We start from the raw sequence: 19,119 nt of genomic DNA, 5'->3' as shown, positions 1-19,119 counted from the left end.
ACTCATTTCAATAAAAAGGGGGACCATATATGACGGATGATTTGATCTCCAAGAAAGAATTGTTGGACCTGACAGGAATCTCATACGGCCAGTTATACCGTTGGAAGCGGAAAAATCTCATTCCGGAAGAATGGTTCATTCGGAAGTCGTCCTACACCGGACAAGAGACCTTTTTCCCCAAACAACAGATTTTACTGCGCATTGACAAGATTCTCAATATGAAAGACGGATTATCGCTGGATGAGCTGGCAGACGTGTTCTCACCTACGTTGGGTGAAGTAGAGATGTCTGCACAGCAACTATTAGAGCGAAACATTGTTTCACAAATCTCGCTGGATCTGTTAAAAGAAGCAGGTCGAGAACAACCGCTGTATGCTTTGGAGCAGATTATGATGCTCTACGTCCTTGATAAGCTGTTAATGAGCGGAGATATTACTCGGCAAGAGGGTGCGTTGCTGATCGAAGTGATGTCCGAACATTATTATCGTTTTACAGGCAAACCCAGCGAACTCGTGCTTATTCGTAAGATGGGTGTTCCTTCATTCATGCTGGTAACAGCAGGAACGGAGTTTTATTTTGACAATGGTGTGAAAGTGGTTCTTAGGCAGCCGATGGGAACATTTATGGAAGAATTAAAACTCAAATTGGGATAAGGAGAGGATCATCTATGGAAGAGCGGAATAAGCGGAATGATCTGAATGTGGCGGGCATAAGTCAAACGGCAGGCGGGAATTTTCACCGTGTATCTATCGATGGCATGGCTAAGGTGAACGGCAACCTGGACTGCACCTCTATGGAAGTGAATGGAACATTGAAGATGCACGGCGCTTTGACCTCCGAGAGTGCAGCGATTAACGGCATGTGCACGTTGAATGGACCTCTGACCAGTTCTCGTGTCCGGGTGGATGGCATGACGACGATTAACGGAGATCTCCATAGCCCTGAACTTGAAGTGAACGGAAAGTGTACCGTACGTGGAAGAGTAGATGGGGAACGAATTGATATTGGCGGTGTGATTGATATTGAAGGAGATGTCCAATGTGAGTCCCTGAATGTACGGGGCAATATTAAGATCAGCGGTTTACTGAATGCGGGAACAGTGGAGATCAGGCTGCATACATCTTCTTCGGCTAAAGAGATTGGCGGAGAGCGTATCGATATTCGTCGCAAAGAACAACAGAATGGCTTTTGGAAAAGTATTGGTCTGGGCGGGACCCCTTCATTTAAGACATCCTTAATTGAGGGTGATGAGATTGTGCTGGAAGATACCGAAGCTGACATTGTTCGGGGGAGTAACATTCTTATCGGTCGCGGCTGTAACATCAGACTGGTTGAGTATTCAGGTGAACTTGAGGTAGATCAGGATGCCAAGGTGGGCAGCAGTCAGCGAATTTAAAGTTTGGATATGGAGAGAAAGGGATGGGATCGACATGAATAACAATCCTGGGCGTTCATTGGACAAAAAAATGGATATCAGCATCGTTGGTGATGGCAGTTCTTCTGGTGGCGTGTACGGCAAGATCAAGGTCGTAGGGGACGCGTCCTTTAACGACAATCTATCTTGTGATCGATTCAAATGTACGGGTACATCGGTCATATACGGATCGCTTGAATCCACAGAGATTAAAATTACCGGAACCCTTACTCTGACAGAGCGAGAGGCCAGCAACGATGTTGAGGATGGAATCCAGGCATCTGGCCTGCGTGCCAAAGCTGAGCATATAAAAGTGGTCGGTGAACTTCATCTGTCAGGGGATTGTCAGGCGGAAAATATCAAGCTGAACGGCCGTTTGACGATAGCTGGGATGCTCAGCGCTGAACACATGACGCTCAAAATCATGGGTCCATCCGAGGTCAAGGAAATGGGCGGTTCCATCATCTCGGTGAAGAGTGGCCGGTTGAATGACTTGTTTACGGGGAATAAATCAATTCTCAAGGCACAGATTATCGAAGGTGATGACATTGAATTAGAGAATACGGAAGCCGAGATTGTCCGTGGCGATAAAATAAAAATCGGTCCTGGCTGCCGGATTGGTACAGTGGAATATCGTTCATCTCTGCAAATTCATCCGCAATCGGAAGTTTTGCTGCAAAGCAATCGGTCCTTGGACTGATTAACGCAGACTTCTTTTCGGATATACTAATGCAGTCATATGAATAGAGCGTGAATGGAGAGATTGAGTACAATGGCTGCACGTAAAAACAGTATTGGATTGGTGCTGGCAGGGTTACTGCTCAGCATACTAATGGCTTCAATGGATAATACCATCGTGGCAACAGCTATGGGGGATATTGTCGGGAAGCTGGGTGGGCTCGACAAGTTCGTCTGGGTTACCTCCGCGTACATGGTGGCTGAGATGGCAGGGATGCCGATCTTCGGTAAGTTATCCGATATGTATGGACGGAAGAAGTTTTTTGTATTTGGTATTATTGTGTTTATGCTTGGCTCAGCGCTGTGCGGAACGGCAACGTCTATTGTGGAATTGACGATGTACAGAGCGATTCAAGGTATTGGTGCGGGGGCCCTGGTGCCGATTGCCTTTACGATTATGTTTGATGTTGTTGCACCAGAATCTCGTGGTAAATTGGGTGGATTGTTTGGAGCCGTCTTTGGCCTCTCCAGCGTATTCGGACCTCTGCTCGGTGCTTACATTACCCAGTATGCGACATGGGAATGGGTATTCTATATCAACCTGCCGCTAGGCTTGATTGCATTTGTGTTCATTGCGTTCTTTTATAAAGAATCCCATCAGCATCAATCCCAACAGATCGACTGGCTGGGTGCTGTAACACTGATCGGTGCTGTTGTGTGCCTGATCTTTGGTCTGGAACTGGGCGGCAAAACATTTGCCTGGGGTTCCTGGCAGATTCTTGGCTTGTTTGCCGGATTTGTAGCATTAGCGCTGCTCTTCCTTTTTGCAGAAACCAAAGCCAAAGAACCAATCATCTCCTTCAGCATGTTCCGCAACCGGGTCTACTGGTCCAGTAACGTTATTGGTATGTTCAGTGGTGCGGCGTTCATTACAGCATCCGTGTACATTCCGATCTTCATACAGGGGGTACTCGGTGGTAAAGCGACCAACTCCGGTCTTGTGCTGCTGCCCATGATGCTTGGGTCTGTTGTGACGGCGTCCCTGGGCGGGGTGCTGATGACCAAAATCAAGTATCGTAATATTATGATTCCTACGTTAGCCTTGCTTGTCATTGGGCTTGGATTGCTGACTACGTTGGATGAGAATTCATCCCTTTGGACGATACGTATCTACATGGTGATGGTTGGTCTGGGTGTCGGTGCGTCGTTCTCTGTACTTAGCAATGCAGCCATGAACGCATTTGAACCGCAAAGGCGCGGAGCAGCGAGCTCCACACTTAACTTTTTGCGGTCCCTCGGCATGACGATGGGCATTACGATCTTTGGTATCGTACAGAGCCAGGTATTTACGCGTAAAATGAACGATGCTCTCGCTGGTTCAGCTGCGGAAGCAGGTGGTGCTTCAGCGGGTGGCGTGCCGCAGGGAGTGGATCTGACCGATCCACATGCGTTACTCTCACCAGAACTCAGACAGGCGATTCCGCCTCAGGTGCTGGATACCATCACACATGCCTTGTCTTCTTCCATCGTGCAGTTATTTGCCTGGGCTGTGATTCCGGCTGCACTCGCGTTGGTCGCTTCCTTCTTCATGGGAAGAGAGAAGATGGTTGTAGGCGAAGAGCAAGGCGAATACACTGGCGGTCACTAAACCGTAATGCAGTAAACTAACTATAAGTTAAAGGTAGTACAGCTGATTGTAGCTTGGTAAAACTCGAATAACATATCTTAAACCATAAAAAGACACACTTCTCGCGTATCCTTAAAAGGGACGGGAAGTGTGTCTTTTTGTTTTCGTAGGATCAGTTTATCCTAGAATGCATGAATTACGGATTGAACTCTTTTGGCTGCTTCAGAAAAGGAGCCTAAGGTTGCTTCGTATCGCTAATCCCGTCCTCGACCACAGAAGGCCCTTGTGGGTCAGGTAGGCTGCTATGACCGGAGCGGGCAATTAGACGATTCTGAGCTTTGTACGTGTCCCGTGTAATCGTTTTGGATTCGACCACTTTGCCGTCCAGCCTCTTGGTTCTTACCGTCTCCACAATATATCCAGGCTGTCCGTCTTGCAGCACCTGCTGTGCACCATCAGGCAGTACCGTACTGGACACATACTTTACCGGAACACTTAATGTTTCAATGGTGCGAGATTCAAGTGCATAGCTGACATTCTCCGGGAAGGTGCCGAAAAATTTCACCATCAATTGATGGTTCTTCACCTCTGCATGAATGAGTAAGGATTTTCCTGTATTGTTCTTGAAGCGAAAATTGATGGCTCCCGAGGCAAAGGTGGCATCCAGTCCTTTGGGCAAATATTTGACCGGCAGGGAATGGTTGCGACGCTCAATAATATCAAGACCCGTCAATAGCGCTGCGTTATACACCGTACTGGATACCTGACAGATTCCCCCGCCAATTCCGGGGGTTAGTCTGCCATTAACAATGACCGGGGCCTCACGAAACCCATACTCCTTTTCAGCTTGACGGACGACCTTCTCATAATCGAATGTGGCATCTGGTGGCAAAATCATGCCGTTAATCGCTTCCGCTGCTGCGCTGACATTATGTATCCGGCCTTCACTACTATTGCCCAGACCCGTGGAGAACTGGATGATCTTTCGGTCAATGCCTTCCTGGCGCAGCGAATCAAGAGTTACTTCAGGTTTCAGCGTATACAGTGGTATCTGGATCAACAATGGGGCGGGTTTTTCATCCGGGTTCAGTACACTGAAATCTCGGTGCAACTTGGTCTGAATGAGACTTGTGAGTGTATCCCAATCAATGCGGCGGACGCCCTTTTCCGGGATATACTGGACTTTGTCACTTGTGGTAATGCGGCGAACAGCGTCCGCAGGTGTACCGAAGGTTTCTTTTTCCCAGGCAGGGCTGAGATGTTCTTGGAGTGGTCTTGAGTTATAGGTCATATCGAGAGAGAACTCTTTCGGAAAATGATAACGTGCATAAGCGCGTTCCCACAGGTTACCTTCCTCCAGCTGCTGTATCGCGGACTCCAAGCTGTTAACGTTGTAACTCACCCCCACCTGAGCTGCGGTATACGACATCGTCTGGGGGTTGGGTTCAGTCACTTCAAAGGTGACAGGCCAGTCCTCCAGCTTTTGGATCTGCTCATCCAATTCATGCAATACGTTCTTACGATTCTTCCCCTCCACCAGCATCTCGCCAACATGAACGTTTTTGGGTAGGGCAGGCTGATTCACGTACATATACAACAATCCATAGGACGCGGAGCCGATCAAGAGGATGGAGAATAGAACAATGACCGTCAAATGTATTTTTTTCATAACCGTACGCTCCTTTATACTTCGGTTGTTCCCGACTTTGTAACACTTTCTATATATATGATCCAATGCAGGAAAACTTTCGGGTACTCAATAGGTAACAAATTTGTTACAATAAACTTCATATGCATCCATGCTTCACCATTGAAACAGGAACGAAGTGGATTTTTCCCTGATGAAATTCAGGTCTTTTTAAAGGAAATGCCGGGATTGTGTCGAAATGATAATGGCTAACTATGCGAGCAGGAAGTGATGATGTGATAGAAATGCAGGACGTGTGGAAGACCTACGCCAATGGGACCCACGCATTACAAGGGGTGTCGGTGAAGATCGACCGCAATGAATTTGTTTATATCGTCGGTCCGTCCGGCGCAGGTAAATCGACATTTATGAAATTGATGTACAGAGAAGAAGTTCCGACCAAAGGACAAATATCCATTAACGGATTTAATATTGGTAAGTTGAAGCCAAGAAAGATTCCTTATGTGCGTCGTAACATCGGCGTTGTGTTCCAGGATTTTCGTCTGCTGCCACGGATGACAGCATTTGAGAATGTGGCATTTGCCATGGAAGTTATTGAAGCACCGAAGCGTCATATCAAAAAACGAGTGATGGAAGTGCTCGACTTGGTGGGACTGCGGAGCAAGGCAAATCGCGAACCTTCACAGCTCTCGGGTGGAGAACAGCAGCGTATTGCCATTGCACGGGCTATCGTCAATAACCCATCGGTTATTATCGCGGATGAGCCTACAGGTAACCTCGATCCGGAGACGTCGTGGGGCATTATGCAACTATTGGATGAGATTAATTTCCGGGGAACAACCATTGTTATGGCAACCCACAACAAAGATATCGTGAATACGATGCGTAAGCGGGTAATTGCGATTGAACGTGGACAGATTGTACGGGATCAGATGAGAGGGGAATACGGTTATGAATTTTAGTACTCTCTTGCGCCATCTGCGGGAGGGATTCAAAAACGTATTCCGCAACGGCTGGATGTCTGTGGCCTCCATCATGTCCATCATTGTGTCGCTATTGATTCTTGGTGTGTTTATGTTACTGGTCCTCAATGTGAACTCCATGGCGAATCAAGTTGATAGCCAGGTGGAGATCAGCACGTTCCTCGAACTGAATGTGGACGAGAACCTGCGTAACACACTGGAGAAAGAAATCAGCGCGATGCCTGAAGTAAGTGAGATTCGTTTTGTTTCCAAGGAAGAAGGACTCAAGGAGTTCCGTGAGCGTCTTGGAGAGAGTGCAGATAACGTGCTTAGCGGTTTCGATGTGGATAACAACCCACTGCCGGAGACCATTGAAGTTGAGGTCATTGAACCGGAAACCGTCACTTTTGTGGCGCAAAAAATCGAAGCTTTGAACGAAAAACACGCGGAGAAGCCGATCATGAAAGTGAACTACGGCAAGGAAACGGTGGAAGTGTTGTTCAAATTTACGAAGCTTGTTCGTAACATCGGATTTATTTTTGTCGGGGGACTGGGTCTCATGTCCATGTTCCTGATCTCGAATACGATTCGCGTAACGATTCTGGCACGTCGCCGGGAGATCGGAATTATGAAGCTGGTTGGTGCAACCAATACCTTTATTCGCTGGCCTTTCTTTATTGAAGGTGCACTCATTGGATTTATTGGCTCGGTCATTACGGTTGGTGTGCTGTTTGTTGGATACAGCCAGTTGATGAAGACGATTGGTCAGGATGTCTTCATGCAGATGCTTAACTTGATTCCGCTCGGCGAAATCTGGGGGCTGTTTGGAACACTGTTGATCGGACTTGGTGTGCTGGTAGGTATTTTGGGAAGTACACTGTCCATTCGGAAATCACTCAACGTTTAATTTTGTTTTCAACGATCGAATTGCAGAATATGTCGAAAAGAATGGTAAAGCAGGTTCATTAATGGACGCTGTTTGACGATATGTAGGAAAGACGGAGTCTTTTAAGATTGAAGAAAGCAAAGAACATGCTGTTCACCACCTGTGCAGGTTGCTTTCTTGTGAAATCATAGGATGGGGGATCATCATTTTGAAAAAAACCGCTTCGCTGCTGGCCTTTACGTTATTGGCCAGTTTGACGCTTCAACCTTCTGACGGATATGCCAAGAGTAGCATCAGCGATATTGACCAACAGATTCAGCAACTGGAGAGCAAGGCGGCTTCTGCCAAGCAGGAGCAAAAAAAAGCGGCTTCCAACAAAAAGGAAGCACAGCATTACAAGAACAAAACCAACGCTTATCTGAAGGTTGTTATGGAACAGATCAATGTCGTTAGTGATGAACTGGCGAGTGTATCCTTGCAGATCGAGAACACGGAGGAAGATCTTCGTACAACGAAAAAAGATCTGCAAGCGGCAGAAGAACGCATTGTTGCAAGGGAAAAATTGTTGGAGTCACGCGTACGCCTGATGTATACGGACGGTGCTGTATCCTATCTGGATGTATTGTTGTCCTCTACTAGCTTCACTGACTTCCTGACCCGTGCGGATTCACTCAAAACGATTGTGGATCAGGATCAGCATCTGCTGGATGAGCACAAAGCGGACAAGCAACTTGTCGTGGACAAAAAGGCAGAATTGGATGTGCAATATGCGGAAGCCAAGAGCCTGTATGCACAGAAGAAACAGCGTAAGTCCCAATTGAATGAAAAAGAAGCGGAAAAGCAAGTGCTTCTCGCTTCATATGATGCTAAAATTGAAGAGTCAGAAGAGCTGACACAAGAGCAGGAAGATGTATTAATGCAGATTGCCAGCAAACGTTCGGCACTTCTTCAAGAGAAAAATAAATTGCGTGAACAGCAGGCAGCCGCCGCAGCCAAAGCAAAAGCCGCAGCAGCGGCTCGGGCGAAAGCTGCAGCCAAGGCGCCTACTAGAGTGAGTTCGGATAGCAGCAGTGAGGTTACGTATTCATCCGGGAATGGTATCTTCTCCAGACCGGTATCTGGAGGACGTATTTCTTCTGGATTCGGTCCCCGTACCCATCCGATTACGGGTGTAGTGGGTAAAATGCATGCCGGTGTCGATTTTGCTGTCCCTCAGGGAACTTCGGTTCACGCTGCTTCTGGCGGAATCGTGATCATGGCTGAATGGTATAGCGGTTATGGTTATACGGTTATTGTGGACCACGGCGGTGGACTATGGACGTTATATGGTCACTTGCGCGAAGGTGGATTCAAAGTCAGCAAGGGAGACACAGTAAGCAGAGGGGATACCATTGCGGAGTCAGGAAATACAGGGAACTCTACTGGACCTCACTTGCATTTTGAAGTGAGAGACAACGGTACTGCTGTAAATCCGATGAACTATTTGTAATTATTGCTCCATCGTTCGAATGGAAAAAACATATTCCGTACAAGCTAGACATATACTAAGCTGGCATGTTCAGGGAATGGATTCTGGCAACAATGGAATCGGACACGCTTCAAAACTAAAGGCGGTGACAAACGGATGATGAAGAAAAGATCGGCGCTACTGCTTGTCATTGTGGGTCTCCTTGGCGGTAGTTTACTAACCCTGGTATTAATGACGTATCCGGGAATAGCGAGCCAGGCCACACCGGGCGAAGGTTTGCTGGCCAGTGTAACCGGTAATACACAGCAGAAGAACGATTTAAAGAAGATTGAAACCGCGATGGATTTGATCTCAAGCAACTATTATAAAGATGTGGATCAGACCAAATTGATTGACGGTGCGATCAACGGCATGATGGAATCACTTGGTGATCCGTACTCCAACTATATGGGGCAGGAAACGGCTGCTCAGTTTGAAGAGTCGATCGAAGGTTCCTTTACCGGTATTGGCGCAGAGGTATCCTCACAGGATGGAAACGTTGTTGTTGTTTCCCCTATCAAAGGATCCCCTGCCGAGAAAGCAGGTATTCGTGCAAAAGACATGATTATGTCGGTCAACGGTGAATCCCTGCAAGGTTTGGAACTGAACAAGGCTGTTAACAAAATCAGGGGTCCCAAGGGCAGTGAAGCGAAGGTACAAGTTAAACGTGCTGGATCTTCAGAACTGATTGAATTTGTCATTGTACGGGACGACATTGATCTGGAGACCGTATATGCTCACATGGAGGATGGCGGAATTGGCGTTATTGCCATTACCCAATTCTCTCTCAATACAGGCGATCGCTTTAAGGAAGAATTGGCGAAGCTTGAGAAGCAGAACATGAAAGGTCTGGTCATCGACGTACGGAATGACCCAGGCGGTGTATTGCAAGTTGTTATTGATATTGCTGAACAGTTTGTTCCCAAAGGCAAGGTTATTGTGCAGGTTGAAGACAAGAACGGCAAAAAGGAACAAAGCAAGTCCAATGGATCAGCCAAAGCTTACCCAGTCACAGTCCTGATGAACAAAGGCAGTGCGAGTGCGTCGGAGATTTTGGCCGGTGCATTACAACAGTCAGCAGGTGCTAAGTTGATTGGTGAAAACTCCTTTGGTAAAGGAACCGTCCAGACGAGTTATGACAAGCAGATGGGTGATGGCAGCTTGCTGAAGATCACTATTGCCAAGTGGCTCACTCCGAACGGAGACTGGATTCATGAAAAAGGAATCAAACCGGATATTGCGGTAGACCAGCCGGATTATTTCTCGGTGGCACCGATTAACAAAGAGAAGTTACCACTGAAATATGACAGCAATAGCTCGGATGTGAAAAGTGCGCAGACGATGCTGAGAGGACTCGATTTCAAACCGGATCGTGTGGATGGATACTACGACCAGAAGACGGAAGAAGCGGTCAAGGCATTCCAGAAGCAAAAAGGCATTCAGGCTACAGGCCAGATTGACGAGAAAACCGCTGAATCACTGGAAGCGGCTCTGATTGAACGTATTGCCAATCCTCAATATGATGCACAGCTGAAACGCGCGATCGAAAATGTCTCAAAGGATATTTCGTCCGCTGTGTCGAAGCCATAAAGAAGGCTGATTTTCAGCCTTCTTTTTTTCTGAACCGGCTGAAAGAGAGGGGTGACCGACCACAATGGAATGGGTATGGCCGTGGTTAACTACATTAGGGGAAGCTTTGTTGCAGTTGTTTATTCAGCCGTTTTATTATATTGCGGTGATCCTGATTGCGCTGATCTATCATCGTCAATTACTGCAGGAGCGTAAATTGTTCCATGTTCGTTTGCAAAGCTCGATAACACAGACGATTCGGGCGGTGCTCGGAGGCATACTCATTGGTACCATCGTCTCGATTGTGTCCCTATTCCTCGGTGCACATCTTACACTGGGAAGCCTGATATGCATATGGGCTGCAACATTAATTCTATCCTTGTTCCGTATCCGGTATCTGTGCTTTGCTTATGCGGCCGGGTTACTGGGTGTGCTACAATTTGGTTTGAATGTGGCTTCAGGCTGGCAACCATCGGGTTGGATGGGCACTATCACGGAAACGCTACGTACCCTGGATATGCCTGCACTGCTTGTCCTGGCTGCCCTTCTACATATGGGTGAAGCCTTGTTAGTACGCATGCAGGGGGTATCGATGGCATCACCACTTCTCTTCGAGGGAAAACGCGGGAAACTGGTTGGTGGATATCAATTGCAGCAGTTCTGGGCCATTCCTCTACTGATTCTTGTTCCAGTCACAGGAGGTGGCGCGGAGCTGGCATGGAATCCACTGATGAATGCAGGTCATAGTTACATGCTGGTTGCGTTGCCGATTATGCTCGGATTTGGTGAGATAACGCAGAGTATGCTTCCGGGACAAAAGGTACAGATCTCATCCAAGCGGTTGATGATATACGGGGCAACTTTGCTTGTGTTCAGTTTGCTTGCTGCATGGTGGTCTCCACTTATGGTGGTTGCTGCGCTGATCGCATTTATTGGACATGAATTTCTGGTATGGTACAGCGCGTTTGAAGAGCAAAACCGCAGTCCGGTATTTGTCCATCCGCAGCATGGCCTGAAGGTATTGGCTGTTATTCCGGAGAGTCCTGCAGCGGATTTGGGGATTGAAGCAGGTGAGACATTGTACAAGGTGAATGGTAAGTTGGTTCATTCACCGGAAGAGTTACATCGTGCCCTGCGGATGAACCCGGCTTTTTGCAAACTTGAGGTGAGAAATCACCAGGGAGAAAGCAAGTTCATGCAACGAGCGATCTATGAAGGGGAGCATCATCAACTTGGGGTCATTATGGCACCGGACAATCACGAGGTCTGGGCGATTCGGTTACGTCCACTGACGTTGTTCCATATCATCAACCTCAAATTGTTTGCCCGTCTGAAAAAACCACAAAGGGACGAAGCTCCCTTGGCGTTACCGCCAGCCCCTGTGGCCAGTGATAAAGGGTCCATAGAGATGTAACAACTAAGCATACGTGATGAAGTATGTTGCATAAATCAAGCAATGAAAAAGGTATTTCTGAGCGCCGTCACAGGCAAGGAAATACCTTTTTTTGTTATTGTTTTAACATAAAGATGGCGATTTGGGTCCGATCACGCAAGCACAACTTACCGAGAATATCCGTGACATAGTTTTTGACGGTGCCTTCACTGAGGAACAGTTTGGCGGCAATTTCCTTATTCGACAACCCCTCCGATATGGCCTCGGCAACCGCCAGCTCCATACGTGTCAGTCCATAGGCTTCGATTGGATTCTGTGTCAGGGGAATTGCAGCAGGACGAAGAAGGCCTGCCAATTTGCGGGCTATATCCGGATGGATTAACATATCGCCGTTATGTACGGTCTTGATGCCTTGAATGATCCGCTCGGGGGGGACGTTTTTGAGCAAATAACCGCTTGCTCCATTCTGTAATGCCTGAATAATATACTCATCGTCGTCAAAAGTAGTTAGCATGAGCACCTGGATTTCAGGAAAACGTGCCTTGATGCGTTTGGTACCTTCAACTCCGTCACATTCCGGCATCCGAATATCCATTAAAACCACGTCCGCAGACGTCCCTGATTCAAGCAATTCCAACGCTTCCTGCCCATTTGAGGCCGTGCCTGTAACGAAAATGCCGGAGCCCAGTCCAAGCAACACTTTCAGGCTCTCACGAATGAAGTAATCATCGTCTGCGAGAATCAGCCGAATAAGTGGGAGCTGGCCTGAATCATTCTTGTTGTTCACATCATTACGTTCGGACATGAGAATATTCACTTCCTTTTTCAGAGTATATTCAACTGGTTCGTTATTGGAATGCGTGTAATCACTGTATACGGATAAGCCGATTGAATCTCCAAGGTTCCTCCCACCATTTGTGTGCGCAGAAGCATACCTTCCTGCCCTATGCCGTTTCGCTTGGAAGAAGGAGGATTGATTTTGCCATCATTACTTACACTCATACGGACTTCCTGATCCCCAAATACCAGCTCTACTGTGATTGAAGAAGCATTTCCGTGTCGCAGGGCATTGGTCAAGGCTTCTTTGGCATTTTTGTATAAGACAATCTGTATGCTGGGATACAGCACATGGGATGGGCCATGAACCTCATAATTTGTCTTCACGCCGGTATCTCTACCGACTTCCTCTAGGAGATGATCCAGGGCGTAGGCTTCGGATGCATAGGAATTAGGTTGCAGTTTGTGCAGTGTGCTGCGCATATCATCCATACTATCGGCCAATTGATCGCGAATCTGTCGCACCATTTCCGTTCCTTGTTCCATATCGAGGGGGATGGTCAGCAGGGCGGCTTCCGACATCATTTTGGTGCGAATCAGTCGATGCCCGATATCGTCATGAAGCTGTCTGGAGATACGGGTACGTTCCTCTGCCTGAGCCACTCCTTCAAGTTGCTTTGTAAATAACAGCAGCTGCGCACGAGTTTCTTGTAGCTCGTAATGTTTGCTGCGAAGTTCGTCATAGACTTGTTCCAGTTGTCCGCGGCTGCTCGCCGTCCTTGATCCCTGCCAGCACAGAGCCGCTGTGATGAGCAGAAGCAGGTTGCCAAGAACCATCGCAGTTGTCTCTGGGGAGAGTAATATAGTGGCGGTTGTATTTAGTGTGGTTAACCCTGGCTGCGGTGCCTGTGGGGCAGAATAATGCCAATGCAAAGCGACATTGTTAGCGACAAGCTGAATTGCAAACATCAACCATCTGCGACTTCCCTCCAGTCTGTATATATACACGTAGAGCACGGATAGAGAGAGGAAAAACATAAATGGTCCATACGAAGCAATTAGCCAGCAGCACCAGAGTATTTCGACCAGAAGCAACAGCCATTGCTGTGTACTTGAACGGTTAAAATCTTTCCACACGGAGAGCACAAGCGCGATGATGATATACAAGGTGTAGACGGCTTCATTTTCCAAGGGCAACATCAACAGGTACAGTACTGCTGGAACGATAATTAATCCATATTGCAGAAACCGCATTGGCATATGTAAATGACATCCTTTATATAAAAAGTGGAGTACAAAATCTCTTGGTAATGCGCCCTTGATTATACCATAAGCAGAATTCGAATCAGGAGATGACTTAAGTCACCTTCGATTCATGACTTTTTGTACCTTCGCTACAGATTGCGATCCGTTACAATAAAATTATGAAATCCAGCGGCGAAGGCCGAAACGGAAAAGGGGCGTAAAAGGGATGGGCATACTTGAAGTAGATCATGTAGTAAAACGATACGGCAGCAAGCTGTCCGTGGATCATTTGAACCTTAGTGTTGGCAAAGGCGAGATTTTTGGATTGCTTGGTCCCAATGGAGCAGGAAAAAGTACCACCATCAGCATGATTGCAGGGCTCCTGAATATGGATCAGGGTGAGATCAGATTAGATGGTATATCGGTCAAAGAGCGACCGCTTGAAGTAAAGCGCAAGATCGGACTGGTTCCGCAGGATCTGGCTTTATACGAAACCATGTCTGCTGCGGAGAATGTGACCTTTTTTGCCAGATTGTATGGACTGCGTGGTAAGTTGCTTAAGGAAAGAGTGCAGGAGTCCCTTGAATTTGTAGGGTTGCAGGATAAAGCAAAGGATGCCCCCTCGACCTTCTCTGGCGGTATGAAACGCAGGTTAAACATCGCATGTGCGATTACACATCGCCCGGATCTAATTATCATGGACGAACCGACAGTTGGCATTGATCCGCAATCTCGAAATCATATTCTTGAATCGGTACGGACACTCAACAAGATGGGTTCAACGATCATATATACAAGTCATTACATGGAGGAAGTGGCGGCGATTAGTCACCGGGTTGCGATTATGGACCGGGGGCGAATTATTGCCTGTGGGACTGAAGCAGAGCTGAGAGAACGGGTAGCATCGGAGGAAAAAGTAGTGCTCTCCACTTCCGGTGTCGGTCCCGACGTCGTGGAAGAACTGAAACTTCACCCCCGCGTACGGATGGTAGACGTTTCAGAGAATACACTGACCATTACGCTGCCTTCGGCACAGCAGGATCTCCAGGATCTGCTCTTCATTTGCAGCAAACATGAAGTATCGATTCAGTCGCTCAAGGTTGAAGAGCCGGATCTGGAAACGTTGTTCCTCAATCTGACCGGGCGTACGCTTCGGGACTAGGGGGAACAAGTGATGAATATATGGCATATTTGCATCTTTGAATTAAGGCGTATTCTTAAGATTCGATCTGTGGTGTTAAACCTGTTTATTTTGCCGTTGTTACTGATTTTTATATTGGGCACGGCACTTTCCAGTACGATGGGTACGGCGGAGGATGTTATTCCGGATACTGTACGTGTGGGAATCATCCATTTGAGTACTGAATCTGGGGGAGGATCAAGTACGGTTAATCAAGCACTGGATTCATTCGTTAAATCCCCGGAAGTGGCTGAGATGGTCAAGGTGCAGAACTTTACAACTGAAGAAGAGGCCGTTCATTCGCTGCGTACCGACAAGCTGGACTTTGCTGTAATGATTCCTTCGGATTTTGAGCAAAACGTGATGATGGGGAAAGAGGCCAGGTTACAGTGGATACGAGGAAAGGACAACACACTTAATACGTTGGGTGAAACTTTGTTCACACGTTTTACGGATGAATGGAACCGACAGATGGCGATTACCAAAGTGCTCGGTCCGGAAGTAATTGCTGCCATGGCCTCTGCTTCGGAGTCTGGTACGGCGAATTCAACCTCGATTGCTGTCACTAATCCCGGTAAGACAGGTACGGCGTATAGTGCCTCCCAATACTATGCAGCTTCCATGCTGGCGATGTTCATGTTGTACTCAGGCATGACAACCAGTACCAGCCTTTTTGGAGAGCGTGATAACAAAACGTTAATTCGCCTTCAGGCTGCGCCTATAGGTAATGGAGTTATTTTCGCTGGCAAAATTGCAGGTAATAGTCTGCTCGCTTTCTTACAAGCAACAACGATCATCCTTATGACATATTGGCTCTACGGTGTGGATTGGGGAACCCATCCTTGGTATATTGTGCTGACTTGTGTATTCATCACCTTGGCATCCATGACTTTAGGCGTGATCGTCGCACTGGTATGTAAAAGCACAGCATCGGCCAGTGCAACCTTACAAGGTATCATCATTGCCATGACATTCATTAGCGGTGGATTTAGGCCCATTCCAATTGATTTTGTACAACGGATTAGTGAATTTACGGTTAACCACTGGGCGCTCCAGAGCTTTCTGAGAATGATGCTGGATGCACCTGTAGGAGAGATTGTGTATAACATTTTAATGTTAGGCGTGGTATGCGCTGTATTGCTGTTCATCTCAGGATTGATCTATAGAAAGGCAGGATACCGATATGAATAGTCTACACATCGCCTGGTTGATGATTAGACGTACACTTGGCCGTAAAATGGGCTTCATTACGTTTCTGCTTCTGCCTTGCCTGGTGGTTACGGGAGCGGTTGCCCTTTTTGGAAGTGAGCAGAGTACACGGACGGTCATTCCCTACGTCAATGAGGATACAGGGGTAGCAGGGACATGGATGATTCATGAACTTGCTGACAAGGAGGAGTACCTGCTCAAGCCAATGAACAACGAAGCAGAAGTGAAGGAAGCTATCGCTCAGCAAAAAGGAAGTTCTGGCATTATCATTCCCGCACATTATACAGAGGATCTGTTACAGGGTAAGGCAACCGAAATTCAACTGGTAGAACTGCGCATAAGTGAAGGTTCCTATACCCTACGAGCGGCTGTTGAAGGTTTGACTAGGGGATTGCAACAATCTGCTTCAGCTGTTAAGGTGGCGGCAGGTCCTGTCTCAAGTGAGACGGATATACTATCGAGTATAGAGAAGCCATTTGAACAGCTTCTACAGGAGATAGGAAAACATCAGGTTGCTGGTGAAGTCACCGATCTGCAGATCTATCCCAAGCCAGGCCTGAACAATGTGACTGGATTTACAATCATGTTTATGATGGGGCTGCTGACCAGTGCAGTGGCTGTGATAATGGAAGATCGCAGGAAACGCACGATGGCCAGAGTATATACGGCGCCCGTTCGTGCATATGAGATTGCACTTGGCAATTTCCTGGGTAGCTTTATCATTGGCATGATTCAGATTGTTCTGGTTTTGGGAGTCAGCAGGTGGCTGCTGCATTATGATGCCGGCATTCCTTTTGGAATTCATTTCATGATCTTGGCAGCGTTCATGCTGGTCTCCATGGGCATCGCAAGTACGGTTGCTGGATTGATCCGTAATTCCAAAAATGCCAACATGCTGAATTCACTTGTCATTATGCCAACTTGCATGATAGGTGGTTGTTTCTGGCCGATCTCGTTGATGCCGGATTATATGCAAAAGCTCGCCAACTTTGTTCCACAGAAATGGGCGATTCAGGCAGTGGAGACGATCTCTGCTGGTGGTACATTGTCGGATATCACATTGCCACTATTGATTTTGTTTGGCATGGCTGCCATTTTACTGACTGTTGGCTCTGCGATTCTACGCCCTAGCCAGCCAGGAGTAGAGGCATAAGGTAATACGACATAAAAGAAAGCACGCTCTACTGAATTGAATTCAGTTAGAGCGTGCTTTCTTTGCATAAGGAATGATGCATTATGTGAGATATTGATGATTAAGGTTGGAGTTGACGCAGGACCGTTATTTCAACCCGACGGTTCTTTTGTCTTCCGGCGGCTGTGGTATTGTCACCCGTTGGGCGAGTATCCGCATATCCGGCATACTGGAATCCGTCCGGGTTAAGTTTCTCTGTATCCAGAAAAAATCGTAATACAGACAGTGCACGTTCCCCGGAAAGCTGCCAGTTATCGGTATAGGCGGAGTTTGCTCCCACAGGAACATTATCGGTGTGACCCTCAATGCTGACAACGGTGTTCAGATCACGGAACAGGCTGGCAAGTTTACTTAGCGTTGGTGCTGCACCGTCCTTTAGAGCGGCCTGTCCCTGATCAAACAGGAAGCGGTCACTAAGTGTAATGGATAGGCCCTGTGGCTTGTCCGCAACAAAAATCTGATTTTCCAGTTTATTATCCTCGATATATTGGGTAATCACATTGAACAGATTTTGCAATTCCTGCTCCTGTGATCTGAACTGTTCTTCCCGTTCTGTGAGGGGCTTGTTGTCATTATCTGGTGTTGCAGTCCCGGAATCGGAAGGGTTTCCTTCACCATCTGAAGGATCTTCACCCTGCACCTCGGATGGTGGAGTCTCTGTAATCGTTTGACCGGGTTTCTCACCGAGTCCCTCACCAAGCTCAAGGATTGAGTCGGACGCATTAAATGTATTTTGTAACGATTGAGTAACGACGTCATATTTACCGGAATCCAGATTGCTCATGGCATACATGATGACAAAAAAGATCAAAAGCAGCGTTATGAGATCGGCATAAGTAATCATCCAGCGATCCCGATGATCGATAGTTTCACGTTTTCCGCGCCGTTTACTGCGCCGACTCATCCAATCCCTCCTTTGCTAGGGGGCGTATATGCTGACGATGCGTAAGGGTGAAGGACTCCAGTCTTTTGCGTACAAGCTGGGGATTCTCACCGTTCTGAATGGCAAGTACACCTTCGAGAAGCATTTCCATGGTCTGCACTTCATCGGCACCTCTGGATTTGATCTTGGAGGCAATGGGCAAAAAGATAAGATTGGCACTGGCGACCCCATACAGGGTTGCGGTAAAGGCAACAGCAATGGCAGGTCCGAGTCCGGTTGGATCGGTCAAACTGCCAAGTACCTGAATAAGTCCCATCACGGTTCCGATGATCCCCATGGTTGGAGCGTACCCACCAGCGGATTCGAATATTTTGGCGTAACCCTCATGTTTTTGTTCAATAGAATCGATCTCCATCTCCAGGATCTGGCGAACTACATCCTGATCGGTACCATCAACAACCATCTGAATACCGTCTTGCAAAAATGGATGCGGATGATCCATAACCTTGCGTTCCAATGCAAGTACACCTGAGCGGCGTGCGATTGAAGACATCTCCACCAGTTCTTCAACCCACAAGCCTGACTCATTATTGTTACGTCCAAAAGCCATACGCAGGGCAGCTGGAATCGTACGAAGGCGATGCGCCGGGAAACTGGCAACCACAGCAGCAATCGTTCCACCGAATACAATTAAAGCAGCCGTTTTTTGCAGGAGACCAGACAATTGGCCGCCTTCCCACAAAAAACCGCTAATGACTGCGGCAATTCCGGCAATAATACCGATAAGTGTCGCAATATCCATAAATTAACCCACTCCTATCTTCATTTCACGTTTGCATCACTAAAACGAACGAGGTATAATTAAACGGGAACAAATATTCCTATTACTATAAGTTTTCCCATATGAAAATTCGGGGAACTTCGACAATATATAGTGACTATTATTTTA

General features: G+C 47.3%; 17 protein-coding genes. 12 read left to right on the top strand and 5 right to left on the bottom strand.

The window, feature by feature from the left end; translation table 11 throughout:
* Positions 1-29 precede the first annotated feature (29 nt).
* The 4 genes from MKY01_RS28630 (at position 30) to MKY01_RS28615 (ending at position 3,740) form a co-directional block, all read left to right on the top strand.
* Entirely contained in the window at positions 30-653 is a 624-nt protein-coding gene (locus tag MKY01_RS28630; protein WP_036612427.1) for a YhbD family protein, read from the top strand.
* Positions 654-667: 14 nt separating this feature from the next.
* Positions 668-1,396 (top strand): polymer-forming cytoskeletal protein, encoded by a 729-nt coding sequence (locus tag MKY01_RS28625; protein WP_339284409.1) that lies wholly within the window; start codon positions 668-670, stop codon positions 1,394-1,396.
* Positions 1,397-1,430: 34 nt separating this feature from the next.
* Entirely contained in the window at positions 1,431-2,114 is a 684-nt protein-coding gene (locus tag MKY01_RS28620) for a hypothetical protein (protein ID WP_339284407.1), read from the top strand.
* Between the two features lie 72 nt (positions 2,115-2,186).
* Positions 2,187-3,740 (top strand): MDR family MFS transporter, encoded by a 1,554-nt coding sequence (locus tag MKY01_RS28615; RefSeq protein WP_076319186.1) that lies wholly within the window; start codon positions 2,187-2,189, stop codon positions 3,738-3,740.
* 214 nt (positions 3,741-3,954) lie between these two features.
* Here the strand turns inward: MKY01_RS28615 and MKY01_RS28610 are convergent, their stop codons facing one another.
* Entirely contained in the window at positions 3,955-5,388 is a 1,434-nt protein-coding gene (locus tag MKY01_RS28610; protein WP_339284405.1) for a VanW family protein, read from the bottom strand.
* A 254-nt stretch (positions 5,389-5,642) separates the two neighbouring features.
* Here MKY01_RS28610 and ftsE point away from each other — a divergent pair, with 254 nt between their 5' ends.
* The 5 genes from ftsE to MKY01_RS28585 all read left to right on the top strand — a co-directional run bounded on the left by ftsE (position 5,643) and on the right by MKY01_RS28585 (position 11,705).
* The gene (gene ftsE / locus MKY01_RS28605; protein ID WP_024631580.1) at positions 5,643-6,329 is read left to right on the top strand and encodes a cell division ATP-binding protein FtsE; all 687 of its coding nucleotides are present in this window, start codon (positions 5,643-5,645) and stop codon (positions 6,327-6,329) included.
* On the top strand, positions 6,319-7,236 hold the full coding sequence (gene ftsX / locus MKY01_RS28600; RefSeq protein ID WP_253503602.1) for a permease-like cell division protein FtsX: 918 nt from the start codon (positions 6,319-6,321) through the stop codon (positions 7,234-7,236). The genes ftsE and ftsX overlap by 11 nt, the downstream gene beginning before the upstream one ends.
* 187 nt (positions 7,237-7,423) lie before the next feature.
* Positions 7,424-8,704, top strand: coding sequence for a M23 family metallopeptidase (locus MKY01_RS28595; RefSeq protein ID WP_076254090.1), 1,281 nt, complete (start codon positions 7,424-7,426; stop codon positions 8,702-8,704).
* Between the two features lie 135 nt (positions 8,705-8,839).
* A complete protein-coding gene (locus MKY01_RS28590; RefSeq protein WP_036612405.1) occupies positions 8,840-10,312 on the top strand; it encodes a S41 family peptidase in 1,473 nt (490 codons plus the stop codon).
* A gap of 64 nt (positions 10,313-10,376) precedes the next feature.
* Complete coding sequence (locus tag MKY01_RS28585; RefSeq protein ID WP_315371181.1) at positions 10,377-11,705, top strand: PDZ domain-containing protein; 1,329 nt, start codon at positions 10,377-10,379, stop codon at positions 11,703-11,705.
* 94 nt (positions 11,706-11,799) lie between these two features.
* Here MKY01_RS28585 and MKY01_RS28580 read toward each other — a convergent pair whose 3' ends face one another.
* Positions 11,800-12,489, bottom strand: a complete 690-nt coding sequence (locus MKY01_RS28580) for a response regulator transcription factor (RefSeq protein WP_339284403.1) — start codon at positions 12,487-12,489, stop codon at positions 11,800-11,802.
* Between the two features lie 20 nt (positions 12,490-12,509).
* Positions 12,510-13,721 carry a sensor histidine kinase gene (locus tag MKY01_RS28575; protein WP_339284401.1) on the bottom strand — a complete coding sequence of 404 codons (1,212 nt, stop codon included), beginning with the start codon at positions 13,719-13,721 and terminating at the stop codon, positions 12,510-12,512.
* A gap of 211 nt (positions 13,722-13,932) precedes the next feature.
* On the opposite strand from MKY01_RS28575, the gene MKY01_RS28570 reads away from it, so the two are divergent.
* Genes MKY01_RS28570 through MKY01_RS28560 form a run of 3 tightly spaced genes read left to right on the top strand, consistent with a single transcriptional unit; the run spans position 13,933 to position 17,248 of the window.
* Positions 13,933-14,868: an ABC transporter ATP-binding protein gene (locus MKY01_RS28570; RefSeq protein ID WP_339284399.1), complete on the top strand. Its 936-nt coding sequence runs from the start codon at positions 13,933-13,935 to the stop codon at positions 14,866-14,868.
* Between the two features lie 12 nt (positions 14,869-14,880).
* Positions 14,881-16,077: an ABC transporter permease gene (locus MKY01_RS28565; RefSeq protein WP_339284397.1), complete on the top strand. Its 1,197-nt coding sequence runs from the start codon at positions 14,881-14,883 to the stop codon at positions 16,075-16,077.
* Positions 16,070-17,248, top strand: a complete 1,179-nt coding sequence (locus MKY01_RS28560) for an ABC transporter permease (RefSeq protein WP_339284396.1) — start codon at positions 16,070-16,072, stop codon at positions 17,246-17,248. The genes MKY01_RS28565 and MKY01_RS28560 overlap by 8 nt, the downstream gene beginning before the upstream one ends.
* A gap of 100 nt (positions 17,249-17,348) precedes the next feature.
* Here the strand turns inward: MKY01_RS28560 and MKY01_RS28555 are convergent, their stop codons facing one another.
* Both MKY01_RS28555 and MKY01_RS28550 read right to left on the bottom strand, forming a co-directional pair.
* A complete protein-coding gene (locus MKY01_RS28555) occupies positions 17,349-18,191 on the bottom strand; it encodes a flagellar motor protein MotB (protein ID WP_338707142.1) in 843 nt (280 codons plus the stop codon).
* The gene (locus MKY01_RS28550) at positions 18,175-18,972 is read right to left on the bottom strand and encodes a flagellar motor protein (RefSeq protein ID WP_062837042.1); all 798 of its coding nucleotides are present in this window, start codon (positions 18,970-18,972) and stop codon (positions 18,175-18,177) included. The genes MKY01_RS28555 and MKY01_RS28550 overlap by 17 nt, the downstream gene beginning before the upstream one ends.
* Between the last annotated feature and the right edge of the window lie 147 nt (positions 18,973-19,119).

The sequence above is a fragment of the Paenibacillus sp. FSL R5-0486 genome, assembly GCF_037975155.1.
GTDB classification, from domain to species: Bacteria; Bacillota; Bacilli; order Paenibacillales; family Paenibacillaceae; genus Paenibacillus; species Paenibacillus amylolyticus.
The sequence above is the reverse complement of the archived record's forward strand: the minus strand, read 5'-3'. Positions and strand labels throughout refer to the sequence as shown.